This window comes from Mycobacterium pseudokansasii, from assembly GCF_900566075.1.
In the GTDB taxonomy this organism is placed as follows: Bacteria; Actinomycetota; Actinomycetes; order Mycobacteriales; family Mycobacteriaceae; genus Mycobacterium; species Mycobacterium pseudokansasii.
In genome coordinates this window covers 6170199-6187663 of the sequence record NZ_UPHU01000001.1, presented here as the reverse complement: position 1 = coordinate 6187663, position 17465 = coordinate 6170199, and the positions used below count along the sequence as shown (strand labels likewise).

Below are 17465 nucleotides of genomic sequence, written 5' to 3'. Positions count from 1 at the left end.
GCTGTGGAGCCGGTATACGGGACTATCATTCAGCTTGCCCGCTTGACCTGGCGCATCCAGGGTCTCCGGATCACCGTCACCGGTGTGGAGAATGTGCCGGCCAGCGGTGGCGCCGTCGTCGCGATCAACCACACCGGATACCTGGACTTCACCTTCGCGGGTTTGCCCGCTTACCAGCAGGGCCTCGGGCGCAAGGTGCGGTTCATGGCCAAACAGGAAGTCTTCGACCACAAGGCCACCGGCCCGATCATGCGTCGGCTGCGCCATATCCCGGTAGACCGGCAGGAGGGGGCCGCCTCTTACGAGGCGGCGGTCCGGATGCTCAAGGATGGTGAGCTGGTCGGAGTCTATCCCGAGGCCACGATCAGCCGCAGTTTCGAGATCAAGGAATTCAAGTCGGGTGCCGCGAGGATGGCGGTTGAGGCCGGCGTGCCGATCGTTCCGCACATCGTGTGGGGCGCGCAACGGATCTGGACGAAGGGCCACCCCAAAAAGCTGTTGCGTCCCAAGGTGCCGATCGCGGTCGTCGTCGGCGAACCGATCGAACCGACACTGGGCACCGCCGAACTGAACAGGTTGCTGCACTCGCGGATGCAGCATTTGCTGGAACGGGCGCAGAAGCTGTACGGACCGCATCCGGCCGGGGAGTTCTGGGTACCGCACCGGCTGGGTGGCGGCGCACCATCGCTGGCTGAGGCGGCCCGGATGGACGCGCAGGAGGCGGCGGAGAAGGCGGCGCGCCGTGCGCAGCGCGCCGGTCCGGCCGGGGCCGCGGAGCAGTGACCCATGGCCGAACCGACCTATCGCAGCCTGGAGATCCTGGCCAAGTTGCTGGTGCTGGCGACCGGAACCCGCATCACCTATCTCGGTGTGGATAACGTGCCCGAGCGGGGCGGTGCCGTGGTCGCGATCAACCACACCAGCTATGTCGACTGGCTGCCGGCCGCGCTGGCCATGAATCGCCGGCGCCGCCGGATGAGATACATGATCAAGGCCGAGATGCAGCGGGTGAAGGTGGTCAATTTCTTGATCAAACGCACCCGGACTATCCCGGTGGACCGGGGCGCCGGCGCCGGCGCCTATGCGGTGGCAGTGCAGCGGCTCAGGGAAGGTGAACTGGTCGGCGTCTATCCAGAGGCGACGATCAGCCGCAGCTTCGAGCTCAAAGGTTTCAAGTCGGGGGCCGCCCGGATGGCGCTGGAAGCAGACGTCCCGATTGTTCCCGTTATTGTTTGGGGTGCCCAGCGGATCTGGACTAAAGGCCATCCCCGGCGCATTGGACGCACCAAGGTGCCGGTCATTGTGCAGGTGGGACCGCCGTTTCCGGCCCGCGGCGATATCGCGCAGACCGACGCTGCTCTGCGGGAGGCGATGACCGGGCTGCTACACCAGGTGCAGCAACGGTATCGGCATCCGCCCGGGGCGTATTGGGTGCCGCGCCGACTCGGTGGCGGTGCGCCGACGCCGGCCGAGGCGGCCCAGTTGGAGGCTGACGAGGCGGCGGCGAAAGCCGCCAGCCGTGCGCCGCATCAGTCGCGGTAGCGGTGGAAGGAGAACATTAGAAATGGCAGAGCCATTTTTCCGAATGATGGAGTTTCTTGTCCCATCGATTGTCGCGGCCAACGGAAACAAGATCACCTACCACGGCCTGGAGAACATTCCGGAGCGCGGCGGCGCCTTGATCGCCCTCAACCACACCAGCTACGTGGACTGGATTCCCGCCTCGATCGCCGCCAAGCAGCGCCGGCGACGGTTGCGGTTCATGATCAAGGCCGAAATGCAGGAGGTGAAGGCGGTCAACTACGTGATCAAGCATGCCCAGCTGATTCCGGTGGACCGCTCCGAGGGCGGCAATGCCTATGCGGTGGCGGTGCAGCGGCTGCGCGAGGGCGAACTGATCGGATTGCACCCGGAGGCGACCATCAGCCGCAGCCTGGAACTGCGGGAGTTCAAGACCGGGGCGGCCCGGATGGCGTTGGAGGCGCAGGTGCCGATCGTTCCCATGATCGTCTGGGGTGCACACCGTATTTGGCCCAAAGATCAGCCAAAGGACTTGTTCCGCAACAAGGTTCCGATCACCGTGGCGGTCGGGGCGCCGTTGCGGCCCCAGGACGATGCGGTGACGCTCAACGCCACGTTGCGTCAGGCGATGGAATCGATGCTGTATCGGGTGCAGGAACAGTATCCGCATCCGCCGGGAGAGTACTGGGTGCCCCGGCGGCTCGGTGGCAGTGCGCCGAGCCTGGAGGAGTCGAAGGCCTTTCGCATTGCTGAGTTGGCTGAGCGAGCGCGAAAGCGTGAGCAGGCCCGCATCACATCGCCGAGTCGCAGCAGAATTGCCGAACTGGCCCAGCGAGCGCGCAGGCGCGGGCACCACGGAGTGGCCTCGCCCAGTCGCAGCAAAGGCGTACCGCTCTGACGACACCGCCGGGCCCGCCGGCGCTCATCGCGTGCGACGTCGACGGCACTCTGCTAGACGACGACGAAACCGTGACGGCGCGCACCCGCGCGGCGGTGCGCGCCGCGGTTGCCGGCGGTGCGACGTTCATCCTGGCCACCGGCCGCCCGCCGCGCTGGGTGCGGCCGGTTGTCGAAGCACTCGGTTTTGCGCCCATGGCGGTGTGCGCCAATGGCGCGGTCATCTATGACCCCGCCACCGATCGAGTGGTGTCGGCGCACACCCTGTCCGTGGACGCTCTAGCCGCACTGGCCGAGATTGCCCGGCGGGTCATCCCCGGTTCCGGGCTGGCCGTCGAGCGCATCGGCGACCGTGCGCACGATACGGCGACCCCGCAATTCGTCAGTTCGCCGGGCTACGAGCATGCCTGGCTGAACCCGGATCACACCGAGGTGTCGATCGAAGATCTGCTCAGCGCGCCGGCGATCAAGCTGCTGATCCGCAAGACCGGCGCCACCAGCGCGGAGATGGCGGCCCGGCTGGCCAAACATCTCGGGTCCGAGGGTGAAATCACCTATTCGACCAACAATGGGCTGGTCGAGGTGGTTCCGTTGGGCATCAGCAAGGCCACCGGTGTGGCGGAGATCGGCCGGCCGCTGGGGATCGCCGAGGCGGACGTGGTGGCTTTCGGTGACATGCCCAATGACGTGCCGATGCTGCTGCGGGCCGGGCTCGGGGTGGCGATGGGCAATGCTCATCCCGACGCGCGCGCCGCGGCCAATGAGGTCACCGCTCCCAACACCGACGACGGCGTCGCGCGGGTGCTGGAGCGCTGGTGGTCCTGATCCGGACGGCGCCGCTGATGTGGGAGACTGCCCGCGTGCCGGCGTACCAGCCCGATACTCGCGCCCTGGGCGGGAAATGTGTCGCCACGCCGGGCCAATTACCCGGACCGGAGGAGAGCTAGTGGGGCCGGAACCAGACCCACCCGTCCGCGGCCGACCCGACGACAACCAGAGCGGGACCGCCGGGCGGCGCGAGGATGCCCAACCGGCACCGGAGGATGAGCCCGCCGCTGCTGCCGAGCGTTCCGACGAGACACAGCCGGTGGTGGAAAACGAGCCCGTCGCGGCGGCTGAGCGGGCCGACGAGGCGCCGCGTGCGCCGGACGTCGATTCAGCAGCGGACGCACCCGCCAAGCGCCGGGCCGGCGGCAGCATCCAGTATCAGGACGCGGAAACCGCGCGGCCGCGTCCCCCGACGCCGGCCGAACTGCGGGCGCGACGGAAGTACGAGGACAAGCAGCGCGAGATCGAAGAGGCTCGGCTCGAGGCGGAGGCCAAGCGCGCCAAGCAGAAGCGTGTCCTGATGGGCGCCGCGGCCGGTGTCGGGGTGGTGGGTCTGGTGGCTGGCCTCGGGTATTGGTTGTTGACGCCCGAGCATGTCACCGCCCAATGTGTCCAGGACGACCCGAATGGTCAACCGGTGATCGTCCCCGACAGCTACTGCACCGGCCATACCGCGGGACTCAACGGCTTCTTCTTCTACGGCGGACATCAGTACCGGTACTACTACGGCAGCTCCGGGACGGTCGGTCAACGCCCGAGCGGTGGCACCACGGTTGCGCCGAAGGGTGCCACGATCACCACCAAGTCCGGTACCACCATTTCGCGCGGCGGGCTCGGCGGCAGCGGCGGCAAGGGCGGCGGCGGGAGCAGCGGCTCGTGAAACGCGCCAGGACACAGCCACGTCCCAACTGGCGATCCATCGTCGAATCGCAAGGCCTGGTGTACGGCACACCCGCGCGCGATGCGACCGGCGCCGACCGGCCGTACTGGGACGAGTCGGTGTACTACGAGTTCGACATGGACGAGATCCTGGCGCTGGAAGCCGACGTCGAACTGCTGCACTCGATGTGCCTGAATGCCGTCGAGCAGGTGGTTCTGATGGAGCGGTACGCCGATTTCGGTCTGCCCGAATGGAGTTGGCCGTCGATCGCCGAATCGTGGCGGCGCTCCGATCCACATGTTTACGGCCGCTTCGACTTACGTTACGACGGTCGCCGGCCGGCTGTATTGCTCGAATACAACGCCGACACCCCGACCACACTGCTGGAAGCCGCAATCCTGCAGTGGTACTGGCTGAAGGATAAGTTCCCCGCCGACGACCAGTGGAACTCGTTGCACGAACAGCTCGTCGACCGCTGGAAGGCGGTCGCCGAGCTGTTGCCCGGCAACGAACTCCACTTCACCTGGTCGGGCGTGGAAGCAACCGGCGAAGACCAGATCACGACGACGTACCTGCAGGAGACCGCGGCTGAAGCCGGTTTTCAGACCGTCGGCTTGATGATCGAAGACGTCGGCTGGGATGCCGCGCTGCAGCGATTCGTCGATCTGGAAGAGGCGCCGATCGAGGCCATCTTCAAACTGCACCCGTGGGAATGGGTGCTCGATGACGAGTTCGGCAAGCACGTGGTATCAAGCCTGCCGCAGACGATGTGGATCGAGCCGTTGTGGAAGGCACTGTTATCCAACAAGGCGATCCTGGCGGTGTTGTGGGAGATGTATCCCGGGCACCCGAACCTGCTGCCCGCCTACATCGACGACCCGCACGAACTCACCGAATACGTTCGCAAACCCAAGCTGGGTCGCGAAGGCGCCAACATCACGATCGTCGGCGCCGGTATGCAGACCGCCACCGGCGGCGTCTACGGCGAAGAGGGCTTCGTCTACCAATTGCTGGATCCGCTACCGGAATTCGACGATATGCGTCCCGCGTTGGGCGCCTGGATCGTCGGTGACACGTCGGCCGGTCTCGGTATCCGGGAGACCGCCGGACTGGTCACCGACGATGGCGCCGCCTTTGTCCCACACCGGATTCCGCTGAAGTGAACATGTCCGCCGGATGAACTTTCCGCTGAACTGAACGGAGCTGATCTTCGATGACGACATCCATCGTGGCGCTGCATTCGGACTACTGGAGTTGGCTCGGTCGCGGGGTCGGCGCCGTCGTCTTGTACTCGATTCTGGGCCTGGTGCTCATGATCATCGGGTTTCATGCGATCGACTTCACGACGCCCGGGCCGCTGCGCAAGATGGTTCGCGCCGGAAAGCCCAACGCCATCATTGTGGCCGCCGCCGGGATGGTGAGCATGGCGCTCATCGTGGTGCTGGCGATCTATTCGTCGTCGGGCAGGCTCGGCGAGGGATTGCTGGCGTCAGCGACCTTCGGCGTCGTGGGCATCGCCGCGCAGGTGGTGATGATGCGGATCGCGACCCTGGTCATCGGAATCGACATGGATACGCTGTTCCAGGCCGACGAATACAGCTACGAGTGTCTTATCGTGGCGGCGGCGCAGTTCGCACTAGGCATCGTGGTCGCGGTGGCGATTCTGTGAGGCGACAGCGAGTTCCGCGCAGCCGCGGAAAAGTGCGAGTGGACTTCGGGCTAACCTGCGTCTCGACGACAACCGCCGTGGGTCTTAGAGTCTTGCGGGGTGGTCTCTTTCACCACCTAGCCGCGCAGTGATTTGGGTGCAACCGTGCAGCCGGCCAGCGAGTCGGCGTCGATGGTGCGGGGCCGGTACGCCAACCCGGGCAATCGCGCCGTCATCGCCGCGATGGGATCTTCGGGAATGGGACCGCAAAGGCCGGACAGAAAGGCCCACTCGTGCTCGTCGCTACCGAAATAGACCACGGTGTCGAAGGTTTCGTGAAAGCGCCGCCAAGACCGGCGCAGTGACGCGTTGCGCCACAGTGTCGGGCAGCCGGCTTGGGACACGACGACATGGCCGATTGCGCGGCATCGCCTGAGGAAGTCGACGTCGTACAACCGGTTGTGCTGGGCGGGCCCGGTGCGCTCGTCGGGCAGATCGAACACGACGACGTCGTAGCATTCGGTGGACTGCTGCACGAACTCCCATCCGTCGCGGTAATGCACGGTGACCGGGCCTAAACCTCTTTCAGCCTGGTGCAATTCGCTGACCGCGTAGCCGTAGGGCAGGTGCTCGGCGCAGAGCCGAACGGCATCGCGATCGATGTCGACGTGATCGACATGCGATGCCCCGGCCGCGACGGCCAGCTGACTCACCACGCCTTCGCCGGAACCGATGACCAGTACTCGGTCGATCCGCTCCGCCAGCAGCAGTGCCGGGACCAGCAACGCCTCGTGATACACGAGCTGGCTGAACTCGGTGCTCTGCCGTTCGCCGCCGCTGAACAAGGTGACACCCTGCGCCGTTCGCCCGATCACCAATTCCTGGAACTCGGTACGCACATCGCAGATGACGTCGTCGACCTGCCAATGTCGGCTCAGCCCCGGCGCCAGCTCCTCGATGATCGTGCGGGCTATGCCGGGTCCGGTATCGTTCGTGAAATACGTTGGCAACGGCGAAAATCCATTGAATCCCGCCGAGGCGTAGCTCGCGGTGTAGGCTCCGGCGTCCTCGATCTGGACACCGTCGCCGGCGCGCAGCGTCACCGGAAGGGCATAGCTTCGGTAGAGCACGTCGTCGCCGTCGCAGGTCGGTCCGGCCACCACGGCATCGGCGGCAGGGTCGCCGTCACGGTCGGTACGCAGGCGATATCGGAGGTATTCGTTCTCGGTCTCGGCAAGACCGCCGTAACGGCCGATGTCGAGGTACACCCAACGCCGGCCCTCGGTACCGGTTCGCACCGAGACCACCTCGGCGGCAATGATGCCCGCCGAACCGACGAGCAACCGGCCCGGCTCTACCACGAGCCGGGGACGATCGGCGCCGAAATAGCGCGTCAGCGCGGAAGTAATGGTGTCAGCAAGGACCGGCAGCTTCGGCGCATCGGTCGCATACGGGATCGGGAAACCGCCCCCGGCGTTGACCTCCAACGCGCCCCCATACTGTTCGAAAATGTCTGCACAACAACGTATCCCAAGATCCCACGCTGCGGGGTCGAGTTGTTGGGAACCGACGTGGAAGGCGATGGCGGCCGGGCGCAACCCCAGTCGCCGGGCACGCGTCAGCAGATTCGCGGCCCCGTCGGGAGCACACCCGAATTTGTGCCCGAACGGCGTGACAGACGACGGAAACGCCGGCGCGATACGGCATTCCACGCTGGCTCCGGGAGCATGCTCGGCGATCGCGGCCAGATCTTCGGGGGTATCGAATACGAACCGCCGTACCCCGCCGGCATACGCATGGCCGACCGCGGCCGGCTTCTTGATGGTGTTGCCAAACGCCAGCAGGCTACCGTCGATCCCGGCGGAACGGCACGCGTGGATCTCACCGACCGAAGCGACGTCGAATGCGGCGCCTTCGCCCGCGAGCAGCCGTAGGATGGGTTCGCCCGGGTTCGCTTTGACCGCATAGCGAATCGAAGCCTCCGGCAGGGCGGCTCGCAGCGCTTGGAGGTTGTCGCGCACCCGAGCCAGATCGATCGTCAGATATGGCGTCTCGCGCACACGACGCAGAGTAGCCGGACCTCAGTTCACTGGATGCGTTGGGAGCGAGAAGTGTTCGGGAGGTACCATGGGGCCGCTCGGGGGTTGGGTCGACAGCGGTGATGTGATCCCGTCGACGACCTCGGTGATGTTGCCGGTGAGCCGTTCGAAGTTCAACACTCCGTGCTGGAAGTTCTGCGTGATCCGCAGCGGCTCCTGTATCTCGGCGCTGGTCGGCAGGCCAAGCGGCCCGCGTTCGTAGCTCAGCGAAGCCCAGGCGTCGTAAATCGCGCCGGTGACCGGCTGCGCGCCGGTTTCGGGTGACCAGTACATCGCTCCCTTGGCGAAGGTTACGTACCGCGCCGCTCCGGCCGCCTCGGCCTCCGGCGAGGTCGGTGCGCCCAGCACGCTGTTCATCCCACCCAGCGCCTGCCAGCGTTCGTAGATCACGCCGCCCTCCAGCGCCTTGAGCAACTCCTCGGGGGGGTCGTTGAAATGTGCGGCGATGTCGCGGATTTCATCCATCAGGGCGTAGCCGGCATTGCCCGGGCAGTCGGTGTTGCCGACGTCGCGGTGGGTGAAGACAGCCGGCAACCGCGCTATCGCACCAGCCGGATAAGTGGTATAGGAGCTGCCGGCAGACTCCAGTTCCACGGTGCCCTTGGGGTCGACGTCGTCCATGCCCAGCCGCCAGCCGAGCAGTCGCCCGACGGCGCGGAGTTGCAGCGGTGTCGGCGCCACGTCGTCGAAGTTGCCGATCATCGCCACGCCCCAGGTGTCGCGGTTGAATCCACCGGTATGGAATGCCTCGACCGGTTTGGTGAGGCCCCCGGCGCTGCCCTCGAACACCTGGCCGTACTTGTCGACGAGCGCGTTGTAGGCGATGTCGCACCAGCCCAGCGTCTTGCTGTGATACGTGTAGATCGCCTTGACGATTCCGGCCGACTCCAGGGGCGAATAGTCGTTGCTGCCGGCGGTGTGGTGGACCACCGCGGCACGAACCGCCCGGTCGTATTGCGGGCTGCCGCAGCGCAGCGATTCGTCGGCTCCCCATTCCGCGCGGCTGATGATGGGCGGCGCCTGGCCGGGCATGGTGACCCCGGTCGGTGGTGTCCATTGCGTCCGGGCCGGCGCCCGCGGTGGCGAGATGAGGATCGCGGAGATGTTCTGACCGAACGGCTGCTCCTTGGTGGCCGGACGATAGCCCAGGCCGGCCGGGTTCGTTTCGGCAGCGACCGGCGGCTGGGTCACCGGCGCGTCGACCGGGCGGGTGACCGCGACTTGGACGGTCGTGGTGCTGCCGACGAAGACCGGATCGGTGCTGCGCGGCCCCTCACCGGGGTCGGAGCCTGGTGAGTCGGGCGCCGCGGTTTCATACTCGGCTTGGTACCAAGGCCCCCACGATCCGTCGGGGCGTTTGGCCCGCACGCGCGTCGAGGTACCGGCCAGGTCACCGGTCAATGCGACCAACGAAAACGGCGTGTCCTGAGTCAGTTCGCGTACCGTGACGCCGCCGCCGAGGCCGATCAGCGGCTGCTCGACGAGCTGGGTGTCCGGCGCCGGCGGTCGCTCATGGGTGCTGTGAGGAGGACGGTTCAGCACCCACGAGACGATGACCGCCGTGGCGGCGACAGCGGTGACCAGCATTGTCGGGGCACGGCTGCGAGACGCCACCAGCTGATGTTACTTGTGTGTCTAATGTTTCTAATGAGACGACACGGTATTTGTGTGGAAAACCTGTCGACGACACCGCAGAGTGTTGACGTGCTGGACGGTCTGGCGTCCGGGGCTACTCTGCGGTGTCGTCAGGTGACAGGTCCCTAGGTTCTTCTCGAGGCTGCCGGGCTTCAGGCGACCGGTGTGGTCGGCGCTACCGGTGGTGCCACCACCGGTGCGGCGGCCGCCGGCACCGCGGGCGGGGCCACGGCGGGTGCACCGATGGCAGGTGCGCCAGCCGCCGGCGCCGCCGCGCCGCCGTTCTGGATGGCCTGCATGATCGACGGCATCAGCACCCCCTTCAGCAGGTCGATGGCCTGCCCGGCGCCCAGCTGATTGGCCGCCTGCATCACGTCGTTGAGGAGCCCGCCGCCGCCGCTGCTGCCTGCTCCGCCGCCGGTGCCGATCGGGCTGGTCGCCGGCCCGTAGCCGGTTCCCGGCCCGTAGCCCAACGACGGGTCTCCCAGGATCGGGTAGGTGCCGTCGGCCCCCGGGTCCAGCCCGGCCGGTGTCGTGATGGGAATCTCGTTGGCGCCGCCGCCGAGTGCCGGGTCCAGCCCCGTCGGGCTGGTCAGGCCGGGCGTCGCTCCGGTGGGGCTGGTCAGCGCGGGATTCACCGCTGTCCCCGGTGTCGGTGGCGTCAACGTGGTACCCGGCAGGGCCAGCGATCCCGGTGTCGACGGCGTCAAACCCGTCGGGCTGGTCAGGCCCGGGCTGGTCAGGCCCGGGCTGGTGAGACCCGGACTAGTCAGCCCCGGGCTGGTCAGCCCCGGGCTGGTGAGGCCCGGACTGGTCAGGCCCGGACTGGTCAGACCGGTACCGGCGGCACTGCCGCCGGTCAGGCTCGGCACCGGCGGCAGGTTGATACCGAACTGCGAAAGCCCTTGCGACAGGGCCGACATCAGCTCACCGGGCAAATCGGCCACGCTTGCCGCACGGACAAACTCGTGGTGCTCGGGCGGTTTGCTTCCCGCGGTCGATTCGTAAACGAGAAAGTATGCACAAGGACTCGCAACTGCCAGGGCCGCGACTGCGCTCATGGTGGTCGAGAGCTTGCGTCGGCGTCGATTCGGCACGGAAGTCTCCTCAATCTGGACTATTTATCGCGTCGGCTCCCTGCCCGTCATCGACGGAAGGAAACCCACAAGGTCGATGGTACGAGTGAGGTTTATGTGACTAGAGTGGCTATATCGAATCGTGAGGCAATCGCACCAAAGGTGCGATGTTGCGCTGGCGACGGACATGAGAACCTGCGTACTTGCCCAAAACCTGCGAGAACCCTCACTCGGGCGAGCCGCCAAGTCGGGTTTTGGCGGCGGGGTCGGATAACCTAGGCAACCGATGACCGCACGTTTCGACCTCTTCGTCGTCGGTTCCGGATTCTTCGGCCTGACGATCGCCGAGCGCGTGGCTACTCAACTCGGCAAGCGGGTCCTCGTTGTCGAGCGCCGCCCGCATATCGGCGGCAACGCCTACTCCGAGCCGGAGCCACAGACCGGCATCGAGGTTCACAAGTACGGTGCGCACCTGTTCCACACCTCCAATAAGAAGGTATGGGACTACGTGCGGCAGTTCACCGACTTCACCGACTACCGGCATCGGGTGTTCGCGATGCACAACGGGCAGGCCTACCAGTTCCCGATGGGTCTGGGCCTGGTGTCGCAGTTCTTCGGCAGATACTTCACCCCTACCGAAGCGCGCCGGCTGATCGCCGAACAGGCCTCCGAAATCCACACCGCCGACGCGCAGAACCTCGAAGAGAAGGCCATCTCACTGATCGGCCGACCGCTCTACGAGGCGTTCGTCAAGGGCTACACCGCCAAGCAATGGCAGACCGACCCCAAGGAACTACCCGCGTCCAACATCACCCGGCTGCCGGTGCGCTACACCTTCGACAACCGGTATTTCAGCGACACCTATGAGGGCCTGCCGGTCGACGGGTACACGGCGTGGCTGCAGAATATGGCCGCCGACGACCGCATCGAGGTCAGATTGGACACCGACTGGTTCGACGTTCGCGACGCACTGCGCGCAGCCAGTCCGGATGCCCCGGTCGTTTACACCGGTCCGATCGACCGCTACTTCGATTACGCCGACGGCCGGTTGGGCTGGCGCACCCTGGACTTCGAGGTGGAAGTGCTGCCCGACTGCGGTGATTTTCAGGGCACGCCGGTGATGAATTACAACGACCTCGACGTCCCGTACACCCGCATCCACGAGTTCCGGCACTTTCACCCCGAGCGCGATTACCCGACGGACAAAACGGTGATCATGCGCGAATACTCCCGGTTCGCCGAAGCCGACGACGAGCCCTACTATCCGATCAACACCGAGGCCGACCGCGCCCTGTTGGCCGCCTACCGGACCAGGGCGAAGTCCGAGACCGCGGCGGCGAAGGTCTTGTTCGGCGGTCGCCTGGGCACCTACCAGTATCTGGATATGCATATGGCCATTGCCAGCGCTTTGAGCATGTACGAAAACGTCCTTGCGCCGCACCTGCGCGACGGCGCCGATCTGGACGGAGGCGCGCGGGTATGACCGCCGACAGCCTGCTGTCCCGCATCATCCTGCCGCGGCCGGGCGAACCGCTCGACGTGCGCAAGCTGTACCTGGAGGAGTCGACCACCAACGCGCGGCGCGCGCACGCCACGAGCCGCACCTCGTTGCAGATCGGCGCCGAGTCAGAGGTGTCGTTCGCCACCTATTTCAATGCGTTCCCGGCCAGCTACTGGCGACGCTGGTCGATCTGCACGTCTGTGGTGCTGCGCGTCGAGCTCACCGGAGCGGGGCGCCTGGACGTCTACCGAACCAAGGCCACCGGTGCGCGCATCTTCGTCGAGGGGCGGGCGTTCGCCGGCGCTCAGGACCAGCCGCAGGTCGTCGAGGTCGAAGTGGGGCTGCAACCGTTCGAGGACGGTGGCTGGATCTGGTTCGACATCACCACCGACACCGCGGTCACCCTGCTCAATGGTGGCTGGTACGCGCCCATCCCCGCCCCGGGCACCGCCAACATCGCCGTCGGCATCCCCACCTTCAACCGCCCCGCGGATTGCGTCAACGCGCTGGCCGAACTCACCGCAGACCCGCTGGTGGACCAGGTGATCGGTGCTGTGATCGTGCCCGACCAGGGCACCCGCAAAGTCCGCGACCATCCGGACTTCCCCGCCGCCGCCCAGCGGTTGGGCGGGCGACTCTCTATTCACGACCAGCCCAACCTCGGCGGTTCCGGTGGCTACAGCCGGGTGATGTACGAGGCGCTGAAAAACACCGACTGCCAGCAGATCCTGTTCATGGACGACGACATCCGCATCGAGCCGGACTCCATCCTGCGGGTGTTGGCCATGCACCGCTTCGCCAAGGGCCCGATGCTGGTCGGTGGGCAGATGCTCAACCTGCAGGAGCCCTCGCATCTGCACATCATGGGCGAAGTCGTCAACCGCTCGAACTTCATGTGGACCGCCGCCCCACATGCCGAATACGACCACGACTTCGCCGAATACCCGCTGGGCGACAAAGAGGACAAGAGCAAGCTGCTGCACCGGCGCATCGACGTCGACTACAACGGCTGGTGGACGTGCATGATCCCGCGCCAGGTGGCCGAGGATCTGGGCCAGCCACTGCCGTTGTTCATCAAATGGGACGACGCCGACTACGGCCTGCGGGCGGCCGAACACGGCTATCCCACGGTCACGCTGCCCGGCGCGGCGATCTGGCACATGGCCTGGAGCGACAAAGACGACGCCATCGACTGGCAGGCCTACTTCCACCTGCGTAACCGACTGGTGGCGGCGGCGATGCACTGGGACGGTGACATCACCGGCCTGGTCCGCAGCCACCTCAAGGCGACCCTGAAACACCTTGCCTGCCTTGAATATTCGACGGTGGCAATTCAGAACAAGGCCATCGACGACTTCCTGGCCGGCCCCGAGCACATCTTCTCCATCCTCGAATCGGCGCTGCCGGAAATACACCGCATCCGCAAGGCCTATCCCGATGCGGTCGTGCTGCCCGCCGCCAGCGAGCTGCCGCCGCCGTTGCACAAGAACAAGGTGATGAAGCCGCCGGTGAACCCCCTGACCATTGGTTACCGGCTGGGCCGGGGCATCGTGCACAACCTCAAGTCCGCCGACCCGGCCCACCATGCGCGCCCCGAGTTCAACGTGCCGACCCAAGACGCCCGCTGGTTCCGGTTGTGCACGGTCGACGGGGTCACGGTCACGACAGCCGACGGGTGCGGAGTGGTCTACCGTCAGCGCGATCGGGCCAAGATGTTCGCGCTGCTGTGGCAGTCGCTGCGCCGCCAGCGTCAGCTGACCCGGCGCTTCGACGAGATGCGCAGGGTCTACCGCGCCGCGTTGCCCGTGCTGTCCAGCAAGCAGAAGTGGGAGACGGTGCTCTTCACGGCGGAAAACCAAGAGCACCGACATGCCTGAAGCCCGTCCGCTGGAGGCGCCGGCGAGCGGCGAAGTCGCTGCAATTGTGGCCGTACAGTCAGCACTGAATGAGCGACCGGAGGCGCTGACGGTGGCCCAGGGGCTTTCCTACTTCGGCGAACACAGCATCGGCTGGCTGGCCTTGTCGGCACTCGGCGCGGTGCTTTCCCCGCGGAGACGCCGGGGCTGGCTGGTCGCCGGTGGCGGCGCCTTCGCGGCCCACGCGGCCGCGGTATTGGTCAAGCGGGTGGTCCGGCGCAAACGGCCCCATCACCCGGCCGTAGCCGTGAACGTCGGCACGCCAAGTCAGTTGAGCTTCCCGTCGGCGCACGCCACCTCCACCACGGCCGCGGCCATCCTGATGAGCAGGGCCGCCGGCCTGCCCATCGGGCTTGGCGCGGCGGCGCTGGTGCCACCGATGGCCCTGTCCCGAATACTGCTGGGGGTGCACTACCCGAGCGACGTCGCCGCCGGTGTGGCGCTCGGCGCCGCCGTCGCGGCCGTTGCAGTGCGACTCGACGTCGGCCTGCAGAGGGGTGTGTCGATATGAGTGAAGACGTGGTGACCGGGCCTCCGGCCAACCTGGTTGTCGGTGTCGTCAAGGCGATGCGCCCGCGGCAGTGGGTGAAAAACGTCCTGGTGCTGGCCGCGCCGCTGGCCGCGGCGGGCCGCGGCGTCCGATACGACTACGCCGAGGTGCTGACCAAGGTTTCGGTCGCATTCGTGGTGTTCAGCCTGGCCGCCTCGGCGATCTACCTGATCAACGACGTGCGCGATGTGGAGGCTGATCGCGAGCACCCCACCAAGAGGTTCCGCCCGATCGCCGCCGGCGTGGTGCCCGAATGGCTGGCCTACGCGGTCGCGGCGGTGCTGGGGGTGGCCTCGCTGGCCATTGCCTGGTGGCTTACCCCCAGCCTGGCCGTGGTGATGGCCGTCTACCTGGCCATGCAACTGGGGTACTGCTACGGCCTCAAGCACCAAGCGGTGATCGACATCTGCATCGTGTCGTCGGCGTATCTGATCCGCGCCATCGCAGGCGGTGCTGCTGCTGATATTCCGCTGTCCCAGTGGTTCTTGCTGACGGCGGCGTTCGGGTCGCTGTTCATGGTGGCCGGCAAGCGTTACGCCGAGCTGCAGCTGGCCGAGCGCACCGGCGCGGCGATCCGCAAGTCGCTGGAGAGCTATACCAGCACCTATCTTCGATTCGTCTGGACGCTCTCGGCCACCGCCGTGGTGGTGTCCTACGGGTTGTGGGCGTTCGAACGCGACCGCTACTCGGGGTCGTGGTATGCGGTGTCGATGGTCCCGTTCACCATCGCGATCCTGCGCTACGCCGTGGACGTCGACGGGGGGCTGGCCGGGGAGCCCGAAGACATCGCGCTGCGCGACCGGGTGTTGCAGTTGCTGGCGCTGGCGTGGATAGGAACAGTTGGGGCCGCTGTTGCCTTCGGCTAGTTCGAGATTCAAGGCCCTACGGGCCAGCGCGCTGGCCCGCAGGCCCGCAGTCCGGCGGGTCAGGTGGCCGGCCTTTCCCTATGAGCCGGTGGTCCGGATCAGTCTGTGGGTCAGCGTGGCGGTGGTCTGCGTGCTGTTCGGATGGGGTGCGTGGCAACGACGGTGGATCGCCGACGACGGGCTGATCGTGTTGCGCACGGTGCGCAACCTGTTGGCCGGCAACGGGCCGGTGTTCAACATGGGTGAGCGGGTGGAGGCCAACACCTCGACAGCGTGGACCTATTTGCTCTACCTGGCCAGCTGGGTGGGCGGGCCGATGCGGCTGGAATATGTGGCGCTGGCCGTGGCCCTGGTGCTGTCGTTGCTGGGGGTGGCGCTGCAGATGCTCGGCACCGGAAGGTTGTATGCACCCAGCCTGCGCGGCCGCCGGGCGATCATGTTGCCGGCCGGCGCGCTGGTCTACATCGCGGTGCCACCGGCGCGAGATTTTGCCACCTCAGGGCTGGAAAGCGGGCTGGTGCTGACCTATCTCGGGCTGCTGTGGTGGCTGATGGTGTGCTGGGCGCAGCCGCTGCGGGTCCGTCCCCACGGTCGGGTGTTCATCGGTGCGCTGGCCTTCGTCGCGGGATGCAGCGTGCTGGTCCGACCGGAGCTGGCGCTGCTGGGCGGTCTGGCCTTGATCATGATGCTGGTCGCGGCGCGGACCTGGCGCCGCCGGGTGCTGATCGTGGTGGCCGGCGGCTTTCTGCCGGTCGCCTACCAGATCTTCCGGATGGGCTACTACGCGTTATTGGTGCCGGGTACCGCGCTGGCCAAGGACGCCGCCGGCGACAAGTGGTCGCAGGGCATGATCTATCTCTCGAATTTCAGCCGGCCCTACGCCCTGTGGGTGCCGATCGTGCTCTTGGTGCCCCTTGGCCTGGCTCTGATGCTGGCTCGTCGCAGGCCGTCGTTCCTGCGTCCGGTGGTGGCGCCCGACTACGGGCGGGTGGCGCGGGCGGTGCAGAGCCCGGCTGCGGTGGTGGCCTTCATGGTCGGCAGCGGCCTGCTGCAGGCGCTGTACTGGATCCGGCAAGGCGGCGATTTCATGCACGGCCGCGTGTTGCTGGCGCCGCTCTTCTGCTTGCTGGCTCCGGTGGCGGTAATTCCGGTGTTACTGCCCGATGGCAAGGACTTCTCCAAGGAGACTGGTTACTGGCTGGCCGGTGGGGTCAGCATCCTCTGGCTGGGTGTGGCGGGCTGGTCGCTGTGGGCAGCGAATTCGCCGGGGATGGGCGACGACGCCACGCACGTCACCTATACCGGCATCGTCGACGAGCGCCGCTTCTACGCGCAGGCCACCGGACACGCCCATCCGCTGACCGCCGCCGACTACCTCGATTACCCGCGGATGGCCGCCGTCCTGACCGCGCTCGACAACACCCCCGAAGGCGCGCTGCTGCTGCCGTCGGGCAACTACAACCAGTGGGATCTGGTGCCGATGATCCCGCCGGGAACCGCTCCCGGTATCCCGGCGACTCAAAAGCCGCAGCACGCGGTGTTTTTCACCAATTTGGGGATGCTGGGCATGAACGTGGGTCTCGACGTCAGGGTGCTCGACCAAATCGGGTTGGCGAACCCGCTGGCTCAACATACCGAGCGGTTGAAGCACGGCCGGATCGGCCACGACAAGAACCTGTTCCCCGACTGGGTGATCGCCGACGGTCCGTGGGTGAAGTGGTATCCGGGTGTTCCGGGGTACCTCGACCCGGCCTGGGTGGCGCAGGCGGAGGCGGCCCTGCGGTGTCCTGCGACCCAGGCGGTGCTGAACTCGGTGCGCGCGCCGTTGACCGTGCGTCGTTTTGTGTCCAACGTGGTGCACTCCTTCGAGTTCACCAGGTACCGGATTGACCGGGTGCCGCTCAACGAACTCATCAGGTGCGGGCTCGAGGTGCCCGACGTGCCGCCGGCCCCGGCTCGGGAGTGATTCGGGGTCAGCGATCCGGCCCGAATGCCGGGGCCGCGCGGGCCGTACCGCGAAGAATTTCGGCCCATCTACGATCGGGCGT

General features: G+C 66.6%; 14 protein-coding genes and 1 pseudogene. 12 read left to right on the top strand and 3 right to left on the bottom strand.

Annotated features, from left to right (window positions below; translation table 11 throughout):
• Nucleotides 1-3 precede the first annotated feature (3 nt).
• The 7 genes and pseudogenes from EET10_RS28010 (at nt 4) to EET10_RS27980 (ending at nt 5795) form a co-directional block, all read left to right on the top strand.
• On the top strand, nt 4-783 hold the full coding sequence (locus EET10_RS28010) for a lysophospholipid acyltransferase family protein (protein ID WP_036404515.1): 780 nt from the start codon (nt 4-6) through the stop codon (nt 781-783).
• A gap of 3 nt (nt 784-786) precedes the next feature.
• Entirely contained in the window at nt 787-1542 is a 756-nt protein-coding gene (locus tag EET10_RS28005; RefSeq protein WP_036404512.1) for a lysophospholipid acyltransferase family protein, read from the top strand.
• 22 nt (nt 1543-1564) lie between these two features.
• A pseudogene (locus EET10_RS28000) lies at nt 1565-2338 on the top strand (lysophospholipid acyltransferase family protein); the annotation flags it as partial.
• Nucleotides 2339-2415: 77 nt separating this feature from the next.
• Nucleotides 2416-3243 carry a Cof-type HAD-IIB family hydrolase gene (locus EET10_RS27995; protein ID WP_036404509.1) on the top strand — a complete coding sequence of 276 codons (828 nt, stop codon included), beginning with the start codon at nt 2416-2418 and terminating at the stop codon, nt 3241-3243.
• 121 nt (nt 3244-3364) lie between these two features.
• Nucleotides 3365-4126, top strand: a complete 762-nt coding sequence (locus tag EET10_RS27990; RefSeq protein WP_244601782.1) for a hypothetical protein — start codon at nt 3365-3367, stop codon at nt 4124-4126.
• A complete protein-coding gene (locus EET10_RS27985) occupies nt 4123-5289 on the top strand; it encodes a glutathionylspermidine synthase family protein (RefSeq protein ID WP_122502691.1) in 1167 nt (388 codons plus the stop codon). Before EET10_RS27990 ends, EET10_RS27985 begins: the two co-directional genes overlap by 4 nt.
• A gap of 50 nt (nt 5290-5339) precedes the next feature.
• Complete coding sequence (locus EET10_RS27980) at nt 5340-5795, top strand: DUF350 domain-containing protein (RefSeq protein ID WP_036404505.1); 456 nt, start codon at nt 5340-5342, stop codon at nt 5793-5795.
• Nucleotides 5796-5911: 116 nt separating this feature from the next.
• On the opposite strand, the gene EET10_RS31405 is transcribed toward EET10_RS27980, so the two are convergent.
• From EET10_RS31405 to EET10_RS27960, 3 genes are all read right to left on the bottom strand, one after another.
• The gene (locus EET10_RS31405) at nt 5912-7834 is read right to left on the bottom strand and encodes a spermine/spermidine synthase domain-containing protein (protein ID WP_063467245.1); all 1923 of its coding nucleotides are present in this window, start codon (nt 7832-7834) and stop codon (nt 5912-5914) included.
• A gap of 21 nt (nt 7835-7855) precedes the next feature.
• Nucleotides 7856-9487, bottom strand: coding sequence for an LGFP repeat-containing protein (locus EET10_RS27965; RefSeq protein WP_211187866.1), 1632 nt, complete (start codon nt 9485-9487; stop codon nt 7856-7858).
• Between the two features lie 173 nt (nt 9488-9660).
• Nucleotides 9661-10605, bottom strand: coding sequence for a hypothetical protein (locus tag EET10_RS27960; protein WP_122502690.1), 945 nt, complete (start codon nt 10603-10605; stop codon nt 9661-9663).
• A 265-nt stretch (nt 10606-10870) separates the two neighbouring features.
• Here EET10_RS27960 and glf point away from each other — a divergent pair, with 265 nt between their 5' ends.
• Genes glf through aftB form a run of 5 tightly spaced genes read left to right on the top strand, consistent with a single transcriptional unit; the run spans nt 10871 to nt 17383 of the window.
• The gene (glf, locus tag EET10_RS27955) at nt 10871-12067 is read left to right on the top strand and encodes a UDP-galactopyranose mutase (protein WP_036404500.1); all 1197 of its coding nucleotides are present in this window, start codon (nt 10871-10873) and stop codon (nt 12065-12067) included.
• The gene (locus EET10_RS27950) at nt 12064-13962 is read left to right on the top strand and encodes a glycosyltransferase (RefSeq protein ID WP_122502689.1); all 1899 of its coding nucleotides are present in this window, start codon (nt 12064-12066) and stop codon (nt 13960-13962) included. The genes glf and EET10_RS27950 overlap by 4 nt, the downstream gene beginning before the upstream one ends.
• Nucleotides 13955-14512: a phosphatase PAP2 family protein gene (locus EET10_RS27945; protein WP_036404495.1), complete on the top strand. Its 558-nt coding sequence runs from the start codon at nt 13955-13957 to the stop codon at nt 14510-14512. The genes EET10_RS27950 and EET10_RS27945 overlap by 8 nt, the downstream gene beginning before the upstream one ends.
• Nucleotides 14509-15417 (top strand): decaprenyl-phosphate phosphoribosyltransferase, encoded by a 909-nt coding sequence (locus EET10_RS27940; protein WP_023368865.1) that lies wholly within the window; start codon nt 14509-14511, stop codon nt 15415-15417. Before EET10_RS27945 ends, EET10_RS27940 begins: the two co-directional genes overlap by 4 nt.
• Nucleotides 15392-17383, top strand: a complete 1992-nt coding sequence (gene aftB / locus EET10_RS27935; RefSeq protein ID WP_218028494.1) for a terminal beta-(1->2)-arabinofuranosyltransferase — start codon at nt 15392-15394, stop codon at nt 17381-17383. Before EET10_RS27940 ends, aftB begins: the two co-directional genes overlap by 26 nt.
• Nucleotides 17384-17465 lie beyond the last annotated feature (82 nt).